The following is a 19215-nucleotide window of genomic DNA, read 5'->3' on the forward strand; positions in this document are numbered from 1 at the left end:
TGTTTATACCTTCAATCATTTGAGTCGGAAGAAGCGCTCATCACCGGTATTCATGAATACATACGGTTTTACAATTACGACAGGTTCCAAGCAAAACTAAACAACCTTAGTCCTGTGGAGTACCGAACTAAGGCTGCTTAATGACTTCAGTTTTAATACTGTCTACTTGACGGGGGCAAGATCAAAACACCGGCGTCAGCTTGCTGTGAGGAAATTGGCCAAGCCAAAATCGCTCCGAAGGGGTTAAGCCCTTCTTATTGTTCGTCCCAAACCTTTACTTCTTTCATCTTGTCGCCGGGTCTGATCGCATCGACATGTTCCATGCCGCTGGTCACTTTGCCGAAAACGGTGTGCACGCCGTCAAGGTGATGCTGCGGTTCGTACACGATAAAAAATTGGCTTCCGCCCGTGTTGCGTCCGGCATGCGCCATGGACAACACGCCTCTCGTATGTTTCGTCGTGTTCGTTGCCGTTTCGCAATCGATGGTGTATCCAGGTCCGCCGGTGCCGTTGCCGACCGGGCATCCGCCTTGCGCTACGAAACCTGGAATGACGCGGTGGAACGTCAGGCCGTTATAAAAGCCGGAATTCGCAAGCTTTTCAAAGTTTGCAACCGTGTTTGGCGCTTCTTCCGGCAGAAATTCTATTTCAACGACTCCGCCTTTTTCAAGTTCAATCGTACCTTTTTTCATCGGTATTCACTTCCTCCGGATATTTTTCGAATGCTGTTGCTTTTCCGATGACCCAAGCCGCAAAGGCCCGTCCATCGTTTTCGTCACCATTTGATTGTATCTTACTTGCCGCCACTTTTGCAATCATTTCGATGCCAGCTTCAAACGGAACGAAGGATGGGAAAGGCTTGAAGGCGCCGTCCACGCGAAAAAGATCATTTCCGCATTCCCCAATACAGAAATGATCTTCTTTCGCGTTTTGTTCTGCACCAATTCTTGCTTGTAAGTACGGCCGTTCCCGATTTTCGTCGGAACCGCTGTAATTCCGCTTATTTCAGGACAGCCTGCTTGTTGATCCGCTCAGGGATGACGTCGTTGCCGACGATGTCCTGCAGCGTTTCGCGGCGTACGACCAGATCGCTTTCGCCTTGACGGACAAACACGACCGCCGGACGGCGAATGCGGTTATAGTTGCTGGCCATGGAATAGTTATACGCTCCCGTGCAGGCAACAGCCAGCAAATCGCCGCTGTTTACTTTCGGAAGGTCCAAATCCCAGATCAGCATATCTCCGCTTTCGCAGCATTTGCCGGCAATGGACACCGTTTCTTCGATCGGATCATTTGCCCGGTTGGCAAGCAGCGCTTCGTATTTGGATTCATACAAAGCGGGACGCGGATTGTCCGTCATGCCGCCGTCCACGGCAACGTATTTGCGTACGCCAGGAATGTCCTTGCTCGTTCCGACGGTATAAAGCGTCGTGCCGGCGTCGCCGACGATGCTGCGGCCCGGTTCCACCCAAATTTCGGGCAGCTCGGAAGACCAGCCGGAAAAATGCGCTTTGACCGCATCGGTAATCGCTTTGACGTATTGCGAAACTTCGAGCGGCGTGTCCCCTTCCACGTAACGGATGCCGAAACCTCCGCCCAGATTGACCACTTTGAACTGCACGCCGAGCTGCTGGAAGACGTTTTTCGCGAATTCCGCCACCCGCTGCACCGCCATTTCAAAGCCTTCGGTCTCGAAGATTTGGGAGCCGATATGGGAATGGACGCCGAGCAGTTCCAGATTCGACTGTTCGGACGCCAGCTTTACCGCTTCGAATGCCGACCCGTTGCCGATGTCGAATCCAAACTTGGAATCGGTTTGCCCCGTCGAGATGTACTCATGGGTATGCGCTTCGACGCCCGGCGTGACGCGGAGCAAAATTTGCACGCGCACGTTTTTCTCGGCGGCCACCGCGTTCAGAAGCTGCAATTCCGCCAAGTTGTCCACAACGAAGCAGCCGATTTCGGCGTCGATCGCCATTTCGATTTCCTCCAGCGTTTTGTTGTTGCCGTGAAAATGAATGCGTTTGGCCGGAAAACCCGCTTGCAGCGCGGTATAAAGTTCCCCGTCGGACACCACATCAAGCGACATGCCTTCTTCGTCGGCAACGCGGCACATGGCCATCGTGCAAAACGCCTTGCTCGCATATGCGACCTGGAATTTCAGGCCGGAAGCACGGAAAGCCGCGATATACTGCTGACAGCGCTGACGAACAAGCTCTTCGTCCACGATGTACAGCGGCGTTCCGTACGTTGCCTTAAGGTCCACCACGTCGCATCCGCCGATTTCCAGATGCCCTGCTGCATTTATTTGACTGGTACCATGTAAGAACATATTCAGCATCCCTTCGCTTTCTGTGGAAAATCAAATTCCATCTGAACTTTTACATCAGTATAACAGACAACGGAAGAGAATGAATGGATTTTTATGCAAAACATTTGTATTTTTTCTACGATTGATCCGTATTGTCCGGGTTTGGCGCCATTTTCGTGTTATCCCGCGTTTTATTGAAGGATGGCCTTTTCTTGGATTCAAGCAGCGGAAAACGGAATAAGACGCTGGCCATCGCCTTTGCATTAAAAGGTATAAACGGCCATAAATAAGAAGAATTGTACGAGCGGTGCAGCGTCAGCAGCAAAATGAGCAGCGTCGTGCCGATGACGAAGCCCTGCACCTTAAAGAGCGCGACGGCCACCAGCAGTACCAGCCTCACCAGCCGGTTGGCAAGCCCGAGCTCATAGCTTGGCGTCGCGAACATCCCGATGGCGGCGACGGCCATGTACAACACGACCTCGTTGATAAACAATCCGGTTTTGACGGCGATGTCGCCGACCAGGATGGCCGCGATCAGGCCCATGGCGGAAGCAAGCGGCGTCGGCGTATGGACGGCCGCAAGCCTCAGCAGGTCCACCCCGAATTCGACCATCAGAAACTGGGCGATTAACGGCACCTTGCCATGATCGTGAGGTCCGATAAACTGCAGAAACGCCGGTTTCAGCTCCGGATTCGCGACCAACAGCATCCAGAGCGGCAGCAAAAACATCGATGCGAAAATCCCGAGAAACCGGACCCACCTGAGGTATGTGCCCATAAATGCCGTTTGCCGTTTTTCCTCCGCATGTTGGCACAGGTCGAAAAAAGTGGTCGGCATGACCATGACGCTTGGCGACGTGTCGACGAAAACGGCCACCCGCCCTTCCAAAATATGCGAAGCCACCACGTCGGGCCGCTCCGAATACCGGACCAGCGGATACGGATGCCAGCCTTTGTTGATGATGGCCTCTTCCAGCTGCTTATCCGCCAGCGGCAGCCCTTCGATATCCAGACCTTTGATTTTCTCCCGGATCGAATCGACCTGCACCTTATCCACGATATCATCAATATATGCAATACACACGTCCGTACGTGTACGTCTACCTACCTGAACCAATTCCGCTTTGAACCCGGGATCGCGGACGCGGCGGCGGACAAGGGCGATATTGCTGAGCAGCGTCTCGACAAAGCCGTCCCTGGCGCCCCGGACCACTCTTTCGATGCTGGGCTCTTCCGGGCTGCGTACCGGGAACGTGCGCGTATCCAGCACGATGGCCGCACGTTCGCCGTCGATGTACAGGGCGGACATGCCCATCAGCATTTTGTTGATCGTTGAACTCAGCTTTCGTTCCACTTCGACTTGAATATGCGGAATATAATATTCAAAAAAAGACTGCAGTGCGTCTGTAGACAGCTGGTCCGCGTTCAAATACGTCAGGCGCTTCAAAATTTCGACCATGATATTGTCTTTGGCGAACCCGTTGACGAAAAGCAGCCCCGTCCGCCGCCCCGCAAGCGTCATCTCGCGGAATACGATATCGAACGAGGACCCGAGTCCGACCACTTCCTTCAGCGTTGCTTTCGTCTGGTCCAAGCTGTCCGAAATGTCGTCGCTTTTTTGCCAATAAATAACCGATTCTTCCACCGAGTCGGAATGCTCTTCTTCCCGCTTTTTCTCTTCGCCTTTGCCGCTGCCGGCCCGCGACCCTTTAAAAACCATGGTACCGGCTCCGTTGCCGCCGTCATCTTGCGCGCCGCCAGAGGCTGAAGCCGGTCGATCGCCCTCTTTTCCTCCGGATTCTGTCCCGTTTCCGTAATTCATCCACACTTCCGGTTTTGACGGATCCCCCACACCTGTTCGCTCATTCTCATGTTCGTTCATGATCCATCACCCTTTCGCTTCTTACTTTCTATATACGAACCAGTCAAACAACGAACCCGCCACTTTCCCCGTCACCATCGCCATCAATAGGCCGAACAAGTACCCGATCATTTTCAGCCGCTTGGCCAAAATCGGCAGCACGTTCAGCACCTCGGTCAAAGCCGCCGCCAAAAGCCCGACAAAAATGCCGTTAAAAAGGCCGACAACGAGGCCGGACCATGCCCCGAGCGACAGCTTCCAGTTCCAGAAATCAAACACGGTGCCTACAAGCGAACCCGCCACCATCGCCCCTTCGTACCAGTGCACCTGGTGGTAAGACCGCGTCAGCTGCGCCAGCCTCGGAATCATGTCCAGCACGATAAAAAGCGCGATCACGCCCCCGCCAACGGCGATGCCTCCGGCAATGCCGAGCAAAATCTGCACCAGCAGCCCAAGCACCGTACTCAATGCTTCTCCCCCTTGTTTTGCGACGATTTCATCCGTTTGTATTCCTGGGCGACGACGAACTGATCGATATTTTCCTGGTAGAGAAACATCTCCACTTCCAACGGAGTAGGCTCCTCATTCCATTTTTTCTTGAACAGATGGTTGAAAAAAACGACCATGCCGAAGCCGATGCCAAACGAATAGGCCGCCTGGAACAGGTAAGGATGTTCGTCCCTTTTGCCTGTCAGCATTTCCACCGTCCGGATTTGAACCTCCTGCATGTTGACGTCCGCGTGGAAGTTCATGATCGTCAGCGCCGAGCCGAAAAAAAGCAGCAGCCAAACGAGCAAAAACAAAAGAAAGGAAGGCTTCCGCGGTTTCTGAACGACTTCCACCAAAACGTGGTTTTGACCGATCGGTTCGATTTTCACCCCGGGGATGAGCTGCTGAACCTTCGGAATAATTTGCATCAGGTCGATAAGCAACAAATTGCCGTCCCATTTTTGCGGTTCGACCAGTTCAAGATTGCGAAGCGGCGCCTCCCACTCCGGGTCGCTTAATATCCTGGCGACATGCCCAAGCGTCACGACCCTTCCCTGCGTGATCGGCACGCGGCTTCGCAGCTGCAGATATACCGTAGGGACCGAATTCGAAGACATTGTGACCACTCCTTTGCTGCCTCAATGTCGTTAGTATAGGAAAATGCTCGGTTTTCTAGTCAAATGTTGCTATGGGAGCGTATTCTTCCGTTTGCATTCGGGCGCAGGCGAGCATTTGCAACGGCGCATCTTCATGGATCCCTAAAGACGGGGAGGCGGGGAAAACAAAAAACGGACCGGCCGAAGCAAAATGCCTCGAACCGGTCCGCCCTCACGTTACTGCGCGATCTGATCGCGAATAAGCTGCAATATTTTCTTTTCCAGGCGCGACACCTGAACCTGCGATATGCCAAGCCTGGCCGCTACCTCCGATTGCGTCTGATCGCGGTAATACCTGAGGTAGACGATCAGCTTCTCGCGTTCGGAAAGGCCGTCGATCGCTTCGTTCAGGGCCAGCTTGTCGAACCAGCGTTCCTGCGAGTCGTCCGCAATCTGGTCCATGAGCGTAATCGGGTCTCCGTCGTTTTCGAACACCGTTTCATGGATCGAGGTCGGCGGTTTGTTCGCTTCCTGGGCGAACACCACTTCCTCCGGCGTCACCCCAAGCTCCTCGGCAACCTCTTTGACGGTCGGCAATCGATCCAGATGCTTCGACAGCTCGTCCTTCTTTTTCCGTACTTTATTCGCCATTTCCTTCAGCGAACGGCTTACCTTAAGGGTGCCGTCATCCCGGAGGAACCGCTGAATTTCGCCGATGATCATCGGCACGGCATAGGTCGAAAATTTAACGTCGTAGCTTAAATCGAATTTATCCACGGACTTCAGCAGACCGATACAGCCGATCTGAAACAAATCCTCCGGCTCATAGCCGCGGTTCATAAACCTTTGTACAACGGACCAGACGAGACGGATGTTGCAGTTTACCAGCGTATCGCGGGCCATGCTGTCTCCGGCCTGGCTCAAAGCGATCAGGCGTTTGACTTCCGCGTCTTCCAGATAGGTTTGCGAAGGTTTTTTCACATCAGCATCCATGCGCCCAACCCCTAATTATACAAAGCTTTCTTGGATTCTATCCTTTTCTTCATCCTGATCGACGTGCCGGAGCCGGGCTCGCTGGAAACTTCGAACTCGTCCATGAAGTTTTCCATGATCGTAAATCCCATTCCCGATCGCTCCAGTTCAGGCTTTGACGTGTACAGCGGCTGACGGGCCAGGTCCAAATCCTCGATGCCCTCTCCCCGATCCTCGACGGTAATCGTCACGGTATCGCCCACGATTTCCGCCGTGATGGTGACGATCCCTTCGGGATTGCCGTCATACCCGTGGATGATGCTGTTAGTGACCGCTTCGGAAATGACCGTTTTCAAATCGCTGAGCTCTTCCATGGTCGGATCCAGCTGGGAAATGAACGCCGCGACGGTGACCCGCGCAAAGGATTCGTTTTCCGATTTGGCCGAAAATTGGAGCGTCATGAAATTGCGTTGAACCCCATTTTTTTCCGTCATGACACGACCTCCAATCCCGAGAGCGCCTGGCCCTCGCTATCGTAAATAGGCATGATCTTAAACAGCCCGGACATGTCCAATAAGCGGTAGACCGCCGAATTGACGTCGCATACGGCCATTTTTCCGCCCTTGCTTTTGATCAGCTTGTACCTTCCCAAAATGACTCCCAATCCGGAACTGTCCATAAACTGCAAATTTTTAAAGCTGAGCACCAAATGCTCCGTTTGTCCTCTCTGGATTGCTTCGTCGAGCTGTAGACGGACATGGTCGGCGGTATGATGGTCCAGCTCGCCGGATAGGCGGACGATCAATGTTTTGCGGTGATGCTCCATTTCCACTTGCAGATTCACGCCTGCTCACTCTCCTTCCTGTCGCTTGACCAAGGATTTCTACGCCGCGAAAAGAGATTCCTGCACCCCGACAAAACTAGAAGAAAACCGCTATCAATCTACAAGGAACAACTTCGAGGCCGTCCGCTTGAACAGCTTCCACCATCCGGCCTTGCCGATTTGCTCCGGTGATTTCAGCTCGAATTCCTTGAGAACTTTGTCGCCTTGGTACACGACGAGCTTACCGAGTACCTGTCCCGCCTGTACGGGCGCCCTGACTTCCTTCGGAACCTGCAACTCATGACGGATGCCTTCGGCATTGACCGTCTTTCTGAGCAGCACGCTGTAGGTTTGGCCTGCGGTCAGCGTCAATTCTTTCACGTCGCCTTTATTGACCTTGATCATTCCGATCGTGTCGCCCGGCTTGAAGATGGTGTGCATGCTGTATTGCGAAAACATATAGTCGAACATTTTGGATACTTCTTCGTTCCGCGTCTTCGTGTTCGGTTCGCCAAGCACAACCGCCACGGCTCTCAATCCGTCTTTGACCGCCGTTGCCGACAGGCAAAATCTCGCTTCGGACGTATAACCCGTTTTCAGTCCGTCGGCCCCGGTATAAAAGCGGACCAGCTTGTTCGTGTTTACGAGCCAAAACGGCTTTTTCGAATCCTTGCGCAGATAATCCTGATAGGTGCCGGTATATTTCGTAATATCCTTATGCTTCAAAAGCTCCCGGCTGATGACGGCGATATCATGTGCCGAGGAATAGTGGTTTTCCGCAGGCAGCCCGTTGCAGTTGGCAAAATGGGTGTCCTTCAGCCCAAGCTGCTTCGCCTTGTCGTTCATCATCTGCACGAAAGATTCCTCGGTGCCCGCGATTTTTTCCGCGATCGCCACCGAAGCGTCGTTGCCCGATGCCATCGCGATGCCTTTCAGCATTTCGTCGACGGTCATTTCTTCGCCGGGCTCCAGGAAAATTTGCGAGCCCCCCATCGATGCGGCATATTCGCTCGTGCGAACCTTGTCGGTCAGCTTCAGCTTGCCGGAATCGATGGCTTCCATCGTGAGCAGCATCGTCATAATTTTGGTAATGCTTGCGGGCGGCAGTTTATCATGGCTGTTTTTCTCGTAAATAATAGTTCCCGTATCCGCATCCATGAGGATGGCGGACTTGGCGTTTGCGGCCAGATCCGCTTGCCCCGTCTGTTTGGCCTTTTCCTCGGCAAATCCCGGCTGCGGGAAAGCCGCCGCAAAAAAGCACACCGTTAGCGTCACTGCCAATAGCGTCTTTCTCAAAACTAGTCCCCTCCTGACCTTTGGTCAACTTTGGAATGAGAATTTTGCAAATCTTGAAAATTGCTATCCTACATGCCATGCTGATGCTTTTTTGCAAAATTCGAATACTGCTGTTTTCCATTGTCGTCAGGTTAGGAGAAAAATATTCCAATGGATGCCAAGATTTATAGGAAAATTACGAATGAAAACATAAAAAATCCGCAGGGCGAAGGCCTGCGGACGTAGGTTTTGAAATCTTTGAAAACAATGGTTGCAAAAATTACATTTTCGGAATGACCGCGAGCACCAGGTTTAAAAACTTGTCGCGGACAAGCTCGGTCGTTTCCATGACCTCGTCATGGGACAGAGGCTGGTCAAGGATGCCCGCCGCCATGTTGCTGATGCAGGAAATGCCAAGCACTTCGAGTCCCGCATGGCGCGCCACGATCGTTTCCGACACGGTCGACATGCCTACGGCGTCGGCGCCAAGCGTGCGGAGCATCCGAATTTCGGCCGGGGTTTCATACGTAGGTCCGAGCAAACCGGCATAAACGCCTTCCTGGAGTTCGATTCCTTTCGATTCGGCGACGGTTTTGAGCACGCCGCGCAAACGGCGGCTGTACGCTTCCGACATATCCAGAAAACGCACGCCCAGCTCAGGATCGTTTGGTCCGATAAGCGGGTTTCTGCCCGTAAAATTGAGGTGATCGGCAATCACCATCAGGTCGCCCGGTTTATAGGACGTGTTGACGCCGCCCGCGGCATTGGTCACAAGCAGGCTTTGAACGCCCAATTCTTTCATGACTCGAACCGGGAACGCCGTCACTTCGGGACCGTAGCCCTCATACATATGAAAGCGCCCTTTCATCATGACGACCGCGCGCCCTTCGATCGTGCCGATCAGAAGTTCGCCGTCATGCCCTTCCACGGTCGATACCGGAAAATGCGGAATGTCCTGGTAAGGAATCGAAATTCCGTCCTGAATCAAGTCGGCCAGAATGCCAAGCCCCGACCCGAGAATCAAACCGACCTCGGGTTTCGATCCGGTTTTGCCTTGGATGTAGGCAGCCGCTTCGCGAATCATTGTCTGGTTAATCGTTGTCATATCCGTTTTGCTCCTTTGGTTTGTTTGAATGCGCCCGTTCCCGCGGATGATGGCTTTGATAAACGTCCTTCATCGCTTTTTTGGTTAGCAGGCTATAAATCGGGGCCGCAGACATGTCGCTGTGCCCCAGCATCTCCTGGACGGAACGGATGTCAGCCCCGTCCTCGAGCAGATGCGCCGCAAAGGAATGGCGCAGCGTATGCGGGGTAATGTCCCCGTCTATGCCTGCCTCCGCGGCGTATTTTTTTAGTATTTTCCAAAATCCTTGGCGGGTCAGCCTTGTCCCGAGATTGTTCAGGAAAAGCCCGTTTTCCCGGTCACCCCTGACCATATGGGGCCGTATTTGATTGATGTATGTACTTACGGCTTCGGCTGAAATGCTGCTGATCGGCAGCACCCGCTCCTTCCCCGAGCTGCTCGTGCAGCGGAGAAATTTCATGTCCGGATACACATCATCCACATTAAGCGCCATCAGCTCCGAGACTTTCATGCCCGTCGCGTACAGCAGCTCCAGCATCGCCTTGTCCCGAACGCCCGGCGGCGTCGACACGTCCGGCGCTGCCAGCAGATGCTCCACCTGCTCGACGCTTAATATTTGCGGAACTTTTTTTTCCGGTTTCGGCGACTCCAGGTACAGCGTGGGATCATGTTCCAGCAGCGACTCCTTGACCATGTAATGAAAAAAGGAACGGATCGAGACGAGTTTTCTCATCACCGTCGACGCAGCAAAGCGGCTTTTCTTCAATTCGTTCATGTACATGGCGATATGGGTTTTCCTGATCTCGTTCACCGATTGAAGCTCCCGCCGCAAAGCAAACTCGAAAAATTGCTGCAGGTCGCGTTCATAGGACTCTAGCGTGCTTTGAGACAACCCCTTCTCTTCGTCCAAATAACGGATGAAGGACTCTACATACTGCATCATAAGTCAAAAAAGCTCCTTCAGATAGATTTGCCGATCCGTTCATGGGATCAGGCAGACCCCCGGTTCGTCTTGTTGTTCCCCTTATTCCCCGTACCAATAAAAGAACCGCAGCCTGTCACCCATCATTTCGCCCGTATGTGCCCGGTCCGACGTTTGGAACGCCTTGACGGCATGTCCCTCCGGAATCCGGTAATGATCCACCGGCGTAATCCAGGCGCCGATCAGGCTGAATAGCTGGTACAGCGCATAGGTTAGCGCGGCAAAAACGAGCAAAAATTTGAATGTCGACAGACATTTCCGCACCGAAATAATCATTCGGATGACACCCCCTACCGGTCAAGCCTATGGTTTGCGCAAAGCGCTTCCCGTTACACAGCTTATGAAATCCCGCCGAACGTTATGACAAGCCTTCCGCTTGACCAACCAAAAAAGCCCCCTCCGGCAAACATCGTGCCGGCGAGAGCTTGTCGTTCTTGGAGGATCGTGATCCGATCGATTACACTTTCGACTTGTTTGCTGCTTCGCTGCGTTCTTCTTCCTTCGCTTTGCAGCGGTAACAGATCCCGTGAAAATCAAGCCGATGATCGGAAACCGTAAAATTAAACTCGCGTTCCAGCCGCTCTTCCAGCGGCCCCAGCCAGTCCTCGCGGATTTCGTCCATGCTGCCGCATTTCACGCAAATCAGATGATGGTGGTGGTGTTTTGCGGTATCCGTCCGCAAATCATACCTTGCAACACCGTCGCCGAAATTGATTTTTTCCACGACATGCAGTTCACTTAACAATTCAAGGGTACGGTACACGGTAGCCAGACCGATTTCAGGAGCTTTTTCTTTGACGAGCATGAATACGTCCTCCGCACTCAGGTGGTCTTCTTCATTCTCGAGCAAAACTCTGACGGTAGCTTCCCGCTGGGGTGTCAGCTTATAGCCCTGGGATTGCAGTTGTTGTTTGATTTTATCGATCCGCGCTTCCATTTTCTCCCTCCCCACAGGAAAATCACTGTACCTTTGCTATATCATATCTTTTATTATAGAGGGAGTGGCGCAGCAAAGTCAAACCATTTTGCTCATGTTCCGGGCACCGCGGCCGTCTCCACCAGCACCGGAGTCACCCATTTCATCATCGTCGGCGTCACCCAGGTTTCGAACGAAGAAACGCCGAGCATCAGCAGGCACATGACCAGCGTCAAACCGACATAACGCGCGAAAGGTCCCGTCACGTTGACACGATTATGCAGCATCACCCGGTTTTTGATCACGTGCAGCGAAAAGGCGATCGCGGAAACACTCGTAACGATAATCACCGGAATGATCAGCAAATTGGACGGGGCGACCGATACAAGCGAAAACAACAGGCCTTTCCAGGAAAATTCCCCGACCAGGTAACCGACCGAAAAACCGATCAGCACCCCTTTCAAAAAATCGAGAATGAGAATTCCCGGCAGCCCGATGACGGACAACCCCAAAAACCAGATCAGACCGACCCATTTCAAATGCAGCCCGGCGATGCTCCAGAAGGACTGCGCCCCCGCCGCATCCCCGCTTTGGTCTACCGTCATAAAAAAGTTTTGCAGATACCGCCCCAAATCCTGCTGCTGCTCGAGCGACAGCGCATTGACCATAAGCGCCCCGAAAATGACGCCGACAAGAAAAAGCACGGCTACGAAAACGTAAAGGATCGTCTGCTCTTTCAAGGTATGGCGGAAAGTTCGCATTCCGGATTTCCCCCTTCCTGTCACATACCTCTACTCTATGAAGACAAGCATCAATCTATGACTTGCCGATAGACAAATCCACCTTCCCGTACGTTCCTCCCCCGCCGGCCGACAGCGACAGCGTGCCGTTTCTCGCCATAACGATTTGCCGCGCCAATTTGTCGCCGACCGTTTCGGCAAGATCCCGTTCCTCCGCCCGGTGCAAAATCGACATTTCGGTGCCGAAGCGCTCCAACAGCTTCGCCATCGTCGCTTTCCCCAGGCCCGGAATAAACTCCAGCGGCACCTGATAATGATACTGCGGGCGGTTCTCGGGCACCATCGGTTTAGGCCGGTCGGCGATGTCCAGGATGCGGTCGAGCACGCCTTGCACTTTTTTCTTGCTCCCGCAATGCGGACAAGCTCCCGTCATCGCTTCCTTCGCGTCCAGAATGCGGCTGCAGCCGAGGCAATAGGTGCGATGGTATTTCCCGAGCCGGGGATTCAAGCCGAAATTGGCCGTGACGGCCCGCCCTTCCGCTTGCTCCAGCGCCAGCACGAATTCGTTAAAGCTCGGTTCCGCCAGCTTGATTCGGTTGTACTCCCTGCCGATTTTCCCCAAGGAGTGGGCGTCCGAGTTCGTTACGAACGTAAACCGGTCAAGCTCGGATATCAGGCCGGCCATTTCCGAATCGGCGCTCAGTCCAAGCTCCACGCCGCTGACCATGTCCAGGTCCAGCACGTCCGACATCAGCGGCGCCACGTTCCCGTAAATGCCTTTATGCGGAGTAAACACATGGGCAGGGATCATGATGCCGCCCCTCGCGTAAATTTCCTCCTGCAGTTTTCGGGCGGGCACGTAAATCCGCTGGGAGCTGAGGTTCACGTTTTTCATATGTTTTGCCATCCATGCAGTGAAATGGCTCATTACGGCAAGGTTCGGAAAATAGGCCAGAAGATGCGCGGCGCCTTTTCCTTCTTCATAGATTTCGATTTCGCTGCCCAGCAGAATCGTCGTACCGCGGTAAGCGATGCCCCCTCCCGCCAGCTCCGTCATTTCGCCGGATTCGAGGCAATCCATGATGTCCTTTTGCACTTCGGGCGAATGGCAATCGATGATCCCGATCAGTTCCATGCCTTTTCGCCCCGCCGCTTCTTTGGCGATATTCGCGAAAGTCAGGTCTTTGCTGCCGCTGATTTTGACGGCCTGACCGGAAGTCGATCGGCCGATATGGATATGCAGATCGGCATAATATTCTTTTAACAAGCCGGCATCTCTAGGTGTCTTGAGCGATGGGGTCGTCATAGCTGAAACGCTCCCGTCAACTGCTTGAGCTTCCATGCGTAAACGGCCATGATCGTTTTGGCGTCGCTGATTTTTCCGGCCGCGATCGCTTCCTGCGCTTCATCCAGGGTCAACTCGCAAAGTTCAAGGAACTCATCCTCGTCCAAAGCCGCCTCGCCGCTTTCCAGCTCTTCCGCTACATATAAATGGATGATTTCATCCGCAAACCCCGGCGATGTGTAAAACGAATGCAGCAGGCGGATATTGCCGCATGTATAGCCGGTTTCCTCCTGCAGTTCCCGCTTGGCGGCTTCGAGCGGATCCTCCCCTTTTTCGAGCTTTCCGGCAGGTATTTCCAGCTCGCGGCGGCCCATGGCCTGCCTGAATTGATCCACCAAAACCATTTTTCCTTCATGGATCGCCATCACCGCCACGGCTCCTGGATGTCTCACGATTTCCCTGGAAGCGGTGCTGCCGTCCGGCAGCTTGACCGTGTCGATCTGCAGCGAAATGATTTTCCCTTCGAATACGGGTTTTGTCGCGACAGTCACCTCGTCCAATCGGGCATTGGAATCTTCATACGGTTTCAATTCGTTTCTCTCCTTGATCCGGATTTGCAAATGCTCGTTTGTAGCGTTCTATGAAATTTGCAAGCTCCTCTATTTTAAAAACTAGCATGTTTGTACAGACTGACTCATATGGTTTTATTATAACAAAGTTCGCGAGAGAAAGAAGGAGAGCCCTATGAAAAGCTACTGTACTTGCACTTCGTTCCACATGGTGGGACGGGCCTGGCAAATTCGAATCATGCTGAAGCAATGGATGAAAGAAGCCGACCCCCATGCCTCTTTGACGGCGATTCTCGAAAAAAAAGGCTCCCTGTCAAACCAAGGTTTGCGCCCCGTGCCGACATCCAAAATGGAAAAAATATAAATAAATGTGAAAATCGTCATGGTTTTTTTGATTTTTCGCAACTTTTTTTACATGTCTCTATAACTATTCAGCATTTAAGTTGTTTTATATAGCGGAGGGTTCCGTATGAAGAAAGATCATGTGAAGTTCCCGCTTCAATCCGAACAAGCATCTTCTTCGCAGCAATACAAGTTAGCCGTATGGCATCGTTCGCGCGGAATGACGGGCGAAGCTCTTTTATGCTTCGAGAAGGCTCTTTCGTTGGACAAAACAAACCCACCCTCCAAGGATACGTCATTCGATGAACCGATGTGCTGGCTGGAGTATGGCAGACTGCTGCGGCAGCTCGGCCGCGATTACGAGGCAGGCATGGCTTTCCGGGAATGCCTGAAAACGAAGCGTTACATCACGGAAGCGCTTATCGAAATCGGCATGTTCCTCGGCCTGTCGGGAATGCGCGACGCCGACATCCGCATCCAGTTGACCGCGATTGCCTCCGAATTTGCGGAAGACGCGGCGCTGCCCGTGGCGGAAGCTCTCTGGGCACTTGGCGCCTTTTCGGCTGCGGCGGAGCTATATGCATCCCTTGGCACAACGGCAAGATCCATGGAAAGAAACCAAGCCCACTATATTTTATGCCTTATTTACATAAATCGATTTAAGGAAGCACTTTCCCTATTATCGCGAAAAGCCATGCACCATGACCGCGTGCTGCTGACGACGTCCAGGCATATGATCAGGGCCGCGGAGGCCGCGAATCTGTGCAAATGGTGCCTGCATGGCATAAACGGAGGAGGTATCGGAATGCCTGCTTTATCCCGCTACGAAGCTTTGGAAACAGCCAAAACCGCCATTGCGCTGGGCAAAGTCGATGAAGCTTTAGCTATTTTGTCCAGTCCGACCGAACATGAATACAACGAACTGATCTATACCTTGTACAAGCAAGGATACCGCGAGCTTGCCGCCTCACGGATTTCCGAGATGGAATGCCTGCCCCTGTACGACCGAAGCCAGATTTCGCTTGACCTTTGTTTTATCGCCGCCGAAATCGAATACGACAAAGGAAATTTCGAGCAAGCCGCCTCCATTTTCGAAGCGATCTACACGACGGATCCCAACCATTCGACCGCCAGATTCGGCGCCGCCTCCTGCTGCCTGCAGCAGACGAAGGCATCGCTGATGGCAAGGCTCGAAAACACAATCGTCGGCACCGACTTGTTCCATCAAATCGAACGGTATTTGGACAATATTTCCCGCGCACTGCATATTTTGAATATTACCGATTGGCACACCCGGTGGACACCGGCCCAAATGCGAAACCACGGGGCGGCTTCGGCCGTCGTGCTTCATTAGACGAGATAGACCGTTTATCCCAAAATAACCCCGCAAAGTGGGTCCTCGGCTTCGACGAAGCGGATTCAGGTCCTTTGCGGGGAGGCCCGAAATTCATAAACGCTATAATGTTAAAAAAGCTGTTTCCCCGGCATGGAATCACCGGCGGGAAACAGCTTTTTTCGTTCTTTATTTATTTCGTGGTCTCGCGGATGATGCTGATGACCATTTCGGCCGCTTTGACCATGTCGGCAGCCCGGATTCGCTCCTTGGTCGTATGGATATGTTCGTAACCCAGCGCCAGGTTGACGGTCGGAACCCCCATGCCGTTAAAAATGTTCGCGTCGCTGCCGCCGCCGGAATGGAACGTGCGGCTTGGCAGGCCGATATTGGCAATCGCCCGCTGGGCCAGCTTCACGACGTCGTCGTTTTCGTCAAAGTTGAAGGCCGGGTAGACGATTTCGCTGATGAATTCGCATGTTGCGCCGCATTCCTGGACGGCGCTTTCCAGCGCTTCACGCATATGCTCGATCTGGCGTTCGACCTTATCCTGAACGATGCTGCGGGCTTCGGCATCGATTTCGACATAATCGCAAACGACGTTCGTTGCGCCGCCTCCGGCAAATTTGCCGATATTGGCCGTCGTTTCGTGATCCAGCCGGCCGAGCTTCATGCGGGAAATCGCTTTGGAAGCCACCTGGATCGCGCTGATGCCGTCTTCCGGATTGACGCCGGCATGGGCGGATTTGCCGAAGATTTTCATCTTCATTTTCGCCTGCGTCGGCGCCGCTACCGCAATCGCGCCGATTTCCCCGTTCGAGTCGATGGCGTAACCCAAATCGGCATCCAAATATTTCGGATCCATGCAGCGCGCCCCGAGCAAGCCCGATTCCTCGCCGACCGTAATGACGAACTGGATTTGCCCATGTTCGATTCCCTGCTCCTGCACGACTTTGATCGCTTCAAAGAGCACCGCCAGCCCCGCTTTATCGTCGGAGCCGAGAATCGTTGTTCCGTCGCTCGTAATCCAGCCGTCCGCTCCCAGCGTCGGCTTGATGCCTTTGCCCGGTGCGACCGTGTCCATATGGCACGTGAAAAACAGCTTCGGCGCTTGGGCTCCTGGCGTTCCTTGCATGGTTACGATCAAATTGCCCGCCCCGTGGCCGGTTCTAGGCTTGGAGTCGTCCTCGACCACGCTTAATCCGAGATCCGCAAATTTCTTTTTAAGAACTTCCGCAATCTCTTCCTCATGCCCCGTTTCGCTGTCCACCTGAACGAGCTCCATAAATTCTTCCACCAAACGGTCTTGTTTGATCATTGGACTTTCATCTCTCCTTGCGTTTAAGTTACAATAAACATGGGCTGTCCCCATATCATGATCTAATGATGCCTCGACAAATATACTTACGGAAAAGGAGTAGCTATGCAAAACAAAAAATGGTTTCGCGTATTCGTTTATTTAATGCTGATCGCCATGTTCGGCTCCGTCATCTTCGGTGTCGCCGAATCCCTGATCGCCCGCTGAATCAGCGGGCCGGACCCGGGATGGAGCCGGGCACCGCTTCAAACTTGAAGACTTCCGCGAAAAACGGCACGATTTCCTCCGCGACCTGCTCCACGCTGAACGTTCGGCCCGTGCAGTCTTCGAGCGACGTCACCCCATACTCCTGAATGCCGCATGGAATGATGCCGGCAAACCCCTGCTGCCCGATCCCCGCCTTGATGTTGAAAGCGAATCCGTGGCTGGTCACAAACGCCCGGCGGCTGCGGCATTTATTGAATTTGACCCCGATGGCGCACACCTTCAAATCCCCGACCCAAACGCCCGTATATTCGGGTTTGCGGCCGGCCTCGATGCCGTAATGCTTCAAATAATTGATGATCACTTGTTCGAGGTTCCGCAAATAGGCATGCAAATCCAGCCCCTCCCCTTCAAGCACCAGCAAAGGGTATCCGACGAGCTGTCCGGGCCCGTGGTATGTAATGTCCCCGCCCCGGTCGATTTCGAACAATCCGATGCCTTTCTCCTCCAACTCTTCCTTGCTGAGCAGAAGATGCTCCGGATGTCTTTGGGAACCGATGGTATAGGTTGGCGGATGCTGCAAAAGCAGCAGGGTATCCTGCTGCTCTCCAAGGTCAATGCTTTTTACGATCGATTTTTGCAAATCCCATGCTGCATCATAACCCATCATCGGCGTATAGGAAACATGAAGCGCTTTGGTCATAACGTAATCACGTCCTCTCCAGATGATGAAAGTACTGCCGTTTTAATAAACTTTCGTATCCAGCGTATAAGCTTCGATATTTTCCTTTACCCGCTGCAGGAACCGTCCGCAAATGACGCCGTCGAGAATCCGGTGGTCCAGCGACAAGCAGATGTTGGCCATCGAGCGGACCGCGATCATGTCGTTAATGACGACCGGACGTTTCACGATCGATTCGAACGTCAAAATGGCGGCCTGAGGATAGTTGATGATCGGGTAAGACAGGATGGAACCAAACGATCCCGTGTTGTTGACGGTAAAGGTTCCTCCTTGCATATCCTCCAGCTTCAGCTTGCCTTGACGCGTTTTGGTCGCAAGCTCCTCGATTTCCCGCGCCAATCCCGCGATGTTTTTCTGATCCGCCCGCTGGATGACCGGCGTCATCACCGAATCTTCCGTGCCGACGGCCAGCGAAATGTTGATATCGCGTTTAACGATGATTTTATTGACGGCCCACACGGAGTTCATGATCGGGTAATCTTTGATCGCATTGACGACGGCCTTCAGGAAAAACGCCAGATATGTTAAATTATACCCCTCACGGCGTTTAAATTCATCCTTCAGTTTGTTGCGCAGCAGCACGAGGTTGGTCACGTCCACTTCAACCATCGTCCACGCATGCGGAATTTCCGACACGCTTTGGCGCATGTTGGTCGCAATCGCGTTGCGGAGCGGCGTCACGTCGATCAGCATTTCGCGTTCGCCTCTTTCCACCTCAATCGGCGGAATCTTCGGCGATTCCGACATATGCAGCCCGGAATTTCTTTCGGGCGCCGGCTGTACCGGAATATATTGTTCCGGCGTTACGGCAGGATTAGTATGCGGCAAACCTTTAAACGGCGACGGCGTTTCCGCCCGTGCCTGAGTTGAAGGGGCCTGCGGCTGGGCTTCAGCACCGCCTTTTTCGACGTAGGCGAGGACGTCCTTGCGCGTAATCCGTCCGCCCATACCCGTGCCTTGAATCCGGCTCAGGTCGACGCCATGCTGCGCGGCAAGCGTCTGCACCGCCGGGGAATAACGGCTTCTCATGGACTGGTCGGCGCCGTCTCCCGCCGAAACGGCAGGAGCTGCAGGCTGGACCTGCTGCGCCTCGCCGGTTGTCGGGGCCGGGCCCGCCACCGCCATCCTGCAAATGATTTCGCCGACGTTTACGGTCTGGCCTTCCTCCGCGATCCATTCCGCCATCACGCCTTCCTGGGTGGCAGGAATTTCGGCATTGACTTTGTCGGTAATGACCTCGCAAATGGGCTCATACTGCTCGACTTTGTCTCCCGGCTGCTTCAGCCATTTGGCAATCGTAGCCGATACCAGCGATTCGGCCAGCTGCGGCATCACCACATCGGTTAACTTTTGATTTTCTGACATGTTTTCAC

The 19215-nt window shown here is 53.4% G+C and carries 24 protein-coding genes; 4 read left to right on the forward strand and 20 right to left on the reverse strand.

All coding sequences use genetic code 11. From position 1 onward, the window contains the following. Positions 1-141, forward strand: a 141-nt coding sequence (locus RJP21_RS03395; RefSeq protein ID WP_310858596.1) for an IS3 family transposase, incomplete at its 5' end; no start/stop codon positions are given. Positions 142-254: 113 nt separating this feature from the next. Here RJP21_RS03395 and RJP21_RS03400 read toward each other — a convergent pair. From RJP21_RS03400 to RJP21_RS03480, 17 genes are all read right to left on the reverse strand, one after another. Further along, positions 255-692, reverse strand: coding sequence for a peptidylprolyl isomerase (locus tag RJP21_RS03400; RefSeq protein ID WP_160041172.1), 438 nt, complete (start codon positions 690-692; stop codon positions 255-257). Further along, the gene (locus RJP21_RS03405; RefSeq protein ID WP_310858130.1) at positions 673-819 is read right to left on the reverse strand and encodes a hypothetical protein; all 147 of its coding nucleotides are present in this window, start codon (positions 817-819) and stop codon (positions 673-675) included. The genes RJP21_RS03400 and RJP21_RS03405 overlap by 20 nt, the downstream gene beginning before the upstream one ends. A 181-nt stretch (positions 820-1000) precedes the next feature. Continuing rightward, on the reverse strand, positions 1001-2332 hold the full coding sequence (lysA, locus tag RJP21_RS03410) for a diaminopimelate decarboxylase (protein ID WP_310858131.1): 1332 nt from the start codon (positions 2330-2332) through the stop codon (positions 1001-1003). Positions 2333-2447: 115 nt separating this feature from the next. Further along, positions 2448-4031, reverse strand: a complete 1584-nt coding sequence (locus RJP21_RS03415; protein WP_310858597.1) for a spore germination protein — start codon at positions 4029-4031, stop codon at positions 2448-2450. A 183-nt stretch (positions 4032-4214) separates the two neighbouring features. Then, positions 4215-4640: a stage V sporulation protein AB gene (locus RJP21_RS03420; protein ID WP_236575542.1), complete on the reverse strand. Its 426-nt coding sequence runs from the start codon at positions 4638-4640 to the stop codon at positions 4215-4217. Beyond that, on the reverse strand, positions 4637-5278 hold the full coding sequence (locus RJP21_RS03425) for a stage V sporulation protein AA (RefSeq protein WP_160041168.1): 642 nt from the start codon (positions 5276-5278) through the stop codon (positions 4637-4639). Before RJP21_RS03425 ends, RJP21_RS03420 begins: the two co-directional genes overlap by 4 nt. Before the next feature lie 216 nt (positions 5279-5494). Further along, positions 5495-6250, reverse strand: a complete 756-nt coding sequence (sigF, locus tag RJP21_RS03430) for an RNA polymerase sporulation sigma factor SigF (RefSeq protein WP_310858132.1) — start codon at positions 6248-6250, stop codon at positions 5495-5497. A gap of 11 nt (positions 6251-6261) precedes the next feature. Further along, positions 6262-6723, reverse strand: coding sequence for an anti-sigma F factor (gene spoIIAB, locus RJP21_RS03435; protein ID WP_160041164.1), 462 nt, complete (start codon positions 6721-6723; stop codon positions 6262-6264). Beyond that, positions 6720-7073, reverse strand: coding sequence for an anti-sigma F factor antagonist (spoIIAA, locus tag RJP21_RS03440; RefSeq protein ID WP_160041162.1), 354 nt, complete (start codon positions 7071-7073; stop codon positions 6720-6722). The genes spoIIAB and spoIIAA overlap by 4 nt, the downstream gene beginning before the upstream one ends. 93 nt (positions 7074-7166) lie before the next feature. Beyond that, a complete protein-coding gene (locus tag RJP21_RS03445) occupies positions 7167-8348 on the reverse strand; it encodes a D-alanyl-D-alanine carboxypeptidase family protein (RefSeq protein WP_397386168.1) in 1182 nt (393 codons plus the stop codon). A 259-nt stretch (positions 8349-8607) separates the two neighbouring features. Next, complete coding sequence (locus RJP21_RS03450; protein ID WP_310858133.1) at positions 8608-9432, reverse strand: purine-nucleoside phosphorylase; 825 nt, start codon at positions 9430-9432, stop codon at positions 8608-8610. Beyond that, positions 9419-10354, reverse strand: coding sequence for a site-specific tyrosine recombinase XerD (gene xerD, locus RJP21_RS03455; protein WP_310858134.1), 936 nt, complete (start codon positions 10352-10354; stop codon positions 9419-9421). Before xerD ends, RJP21_RS03450 begins: the two co-directional genes overlap by 14 nt. An 81-nt stretch (positions 10355-10435) precedes the next feature. Beyond that, positions 10436-10669, reverse strand: a complete 234-nt coding sequence (locus RJP21_RS03460) for a DUF4227 family protein (protein ID WP_160041154.1) — start codon at positions 10667-10669, stop codon at positions 10436-10438. A gap of 181 nt (positions 10670-10850) precedes the next feature. Beyond that, a complete protein-coding gene (gene fur / locus RJP21_RS03465; RefSeq protein ID WP_310858135.1) occupies positions 10851-11330 on the reverse strand; it encodes a ferric iron uptake transcriptional regulator in 480 nt (159 codons plus the stop codon). A gap of 92 nt (positions 11331-11422) precedes the next feature. Next, complete coding sequence (gene spoIIM / locus RJP21_RS03470; RefSeq protein ID WP_160041150.1) at positions 11423-12070, reverse strand: stage II sporulation protein M; 648 nt, start codon at positions 12068-12070, stop codon at positions 11423-11425. 55 nt (positions 12071-12125) lie between these two features. Continuing rightward, on the reverse strand, positions 12126-13355 hold the full coding sequence (locus RJP21_RS03475; protein WP_310858136.1) for an endonuclease Q family protein: 1230 nt from the start codon (positions 13353-13355) through the stop codon (positions 12126-12128). Continuing rightward, positions 13352-13924: an NUDIX hydrolase gene (locus tag RJP21_RS03480; protein ID WP_310858137.1), complete on the reverse strand. Its 573-nt coding sequence runs from the start codon at positions 13922-13924 to the stop codon at positions 13352-13354. The genes RJP21_RS03475 and RJP21_RS03480 overlap by 4 nt, the downstream gene beginning before the upstream one ends. A gap of 154 nt (positions 13925-14078) precedes the next feature. Here RJP21_RS03480 and mciZ point away from each other — a divergent pair, with 154 nt between their 5' ends. Then, complete coding sequence (gene mciZ, locus RJP21_RS03485; RefSeq protein ID WP_310858138.1) at positions 14079-14267, forward strand: Z-ring formation inhibitor MciZ; 189 nt, start codon at positions 14079-14081, stop codon at positions 14265-14267. 105 nt (positions 14268-14372) lie between these two features. Next, complete coding sequence (locus RJP21_RS03490; protein WP_310858139.1) at positions 14373-15599, forward strand: hypothetical protein; 1227 nt, start codon at positions 14373-14375, stop codon at positions 15597-15599. A gap of 172 nt (positions 15600-15771) precedes the next feature. On the opposite strand, the gene RJP21_RS03495 is transcribed toward RJP21_RS03490, so the two are convergent. Continuing rightward, positions 15772-16896, reverse strand: a complete 1125-nt coding sequence (locus RJP21_RS03495; RefSeq protein WP_310858140.1) for a M20/M25/M40 family metallo-hydrolase — start codon at positions 16894-16896, stop codon at positions 15772-15774. A gap of 105 nt (positions 16897-17001) precedes the next feature. On the opposite strand from RJP21_RS03495, the gene prli42 reads away from it, so the two are divergent. Further along, positions 17002-17103, forward strand: coding sequence for a stressosome-associated protein Prli42 (gene prli42 / locus RJP21_RS03500; protein WP_160041140.1), 102 nt, complete (start codon positions 17002-17004; stop codon positions 17101-17103). 1 nt (position 17104) lies between these two features. On the opposite strand, the gene lipB is transcribed toward prli42, so the two are convergent. Both lipB and RJP21_RS03510 read right to left on the reverse strand, forming a co-directional pair. Next, positions 17105-17803: a lipoyl(octanoyl) transferase LipB gene (lipB, locus tag RJP21_RS03505; protein WP_310858141.1), complete on the reverse strand. Its 699-nt coding sequence runs from the start codon at positions 17801-17803 to the stop codon at positions 17105-17107. A 42-nt stretch (positions 17804-17845) separates the two neighbouring features. After that, a complete protein-coding gene (locus RJP21_RS03510) occupies positions 17846-19207 on the reverse strand; it encodes a dihydrolipoamide acetyltransferase family protein (protein WP_310858142.1) in 1362 nt (453 codons plus the stop codon). Positions 19208-19215: the final 8 nt, after the last annotated feature.

It is taken from the genome of Paenibacillus sp. VCA1 (assembly GCF_031583795.1).
GTDB classification, from domain to species: domain Bacteria; phylum Bacillota; class Bacilli; order Paenibacillales; family Paenibacillaceae; genus Paenibacillus_AQ; species Paenibacillus_AQ albilobatus.

Bases quoted from the DNA above. Each gene is read 5' to 3' on its own strand.
- RJP21_RS03400 (WP_160041172.1), bottom strand. From the start codon at position 692: ATGAAAAAAGGTACGATTGAACTTGAAAAAGGCGGAGTCGTTGAAATA.
- RJP21_RS03405 (WP_310858130.1), bottom strand. From the start codon at position 819: ATGATTGCAAAAGTGGCGGCAAGTAAGATACAATCAAATGGTGACGAA.
- lysA (WP_310858131.1), bottom strand. From the start codon at position 2,332: ATGTTCTTACATGGTACCAGTCAAATAAATGCAGCAGGGCATCTGGAA.
- RJP21_RS03415 (WP_310858597.1), bottom strand. From the start codon at position 4,031: ATGGTTTTTAAAGGGTCGCGGGCCGGCAGCGGCAAAGGCGAAGAGAAA.
- RJP21_RS03425 (WP_160041168.1), bottom strand. From the start codon at position 5,278: ATGTCTTCGAATTCGGTCCCTACGGTATATCTGCAGCTGCGAAGCCGC.
- sigF (WP_310858132.1), bottom strand. From the start codon at position 6,250: ATGGATGCTGATGTGAAAAAACCTTCGCAAACCTATCTGGAAGACGCG.
- spoIIAB (WP_160041164.1), bottom strand. From the start codon at position 6,723: ATGACGGAAAAAAATGGGGTTCAACGCAATTTCATGACGCTCCAATTT.
- RJP21_RS03450 (WP_310858133.1), bottom strand. From the start codon at position 9,432: ATGACAACGATTAACCAGACAATGATTCGCGAAGCGGCTGCCTACATC.
- xerD (WP_310858134.1), bottom strand. From the start codon at position 10,354: ATGATGCAGTATGTAGAGTCCTTCATCCGTTATTTGGACGAAGAGAAG.
- RJP21_RS03460 (WP_160041154.1), bottom strand. From the start codon at position 10,669: ATGATTATTTCGGTGCGGAAATGTCTGTCGACATTCAAATTTTTGCTC.
- fur (WP_310858135.1), bottom strand. From the start codon at position 11,330: ATGGAAGCGCGGATCGATAAAATCAAACAACAACTGCAATCCCAGGGC.
- spoIIM (WP_160041150.1), bottom strand. From the start codon at position 12,070: ATGCGAACTTTCCGCCATACCTTGAAAGAGCAGACGATCCTTTACGTT.
- RJP21_RS03475 (WP_310858136.1), bottom strand. From the start codon at position 13,355: ATGACGACCCCATCGCTCAAGACACCTAGAGATGCCGGCTTGTTAAAA.
- mciZ (WP_310858138.1), top strand. From the start codon at position 14,079: ATGAAAAGCTACTGTACTTGCACTTCGTTCCACATGGTGGGACGGGCC.
- RJP21_RS03490 (WP_310858139.1), top strand. From the start codon at position 14,373: ATGAAGAAAGATCATGTGAAGTTCCCGCTTCAATCCGAACAAGCATCT.
- RJP21_RS03495 (WP_310858140.1), bottom strand. From the start codon at position 16,896: ATGATCAAACAAGACCGTTTGGTGGAAGAATTTATGGAGCTCGTTCAG.
- prli42 (WP_160041140.1), top strand. From the start codon at position 17,002: ATGCAAAACAAAAAATGGTTTCGCGTATTCGTTTATTTAATGCTGATC.
- lipB (WP_310858141.1), bottom strand. From the start codon at position 17,803: ATGACCAAAGCGCTTCATGTTTCCTATACGCCGATGATGGGTTATGAT.
- RJP21_RS03510 (WP_310858142.1), bottom strand. From the start codon at position 19,207: ATGTCAGAAAATCAAAAGTTAACCGATGTGGTGATGCCGCAGCTGGCC.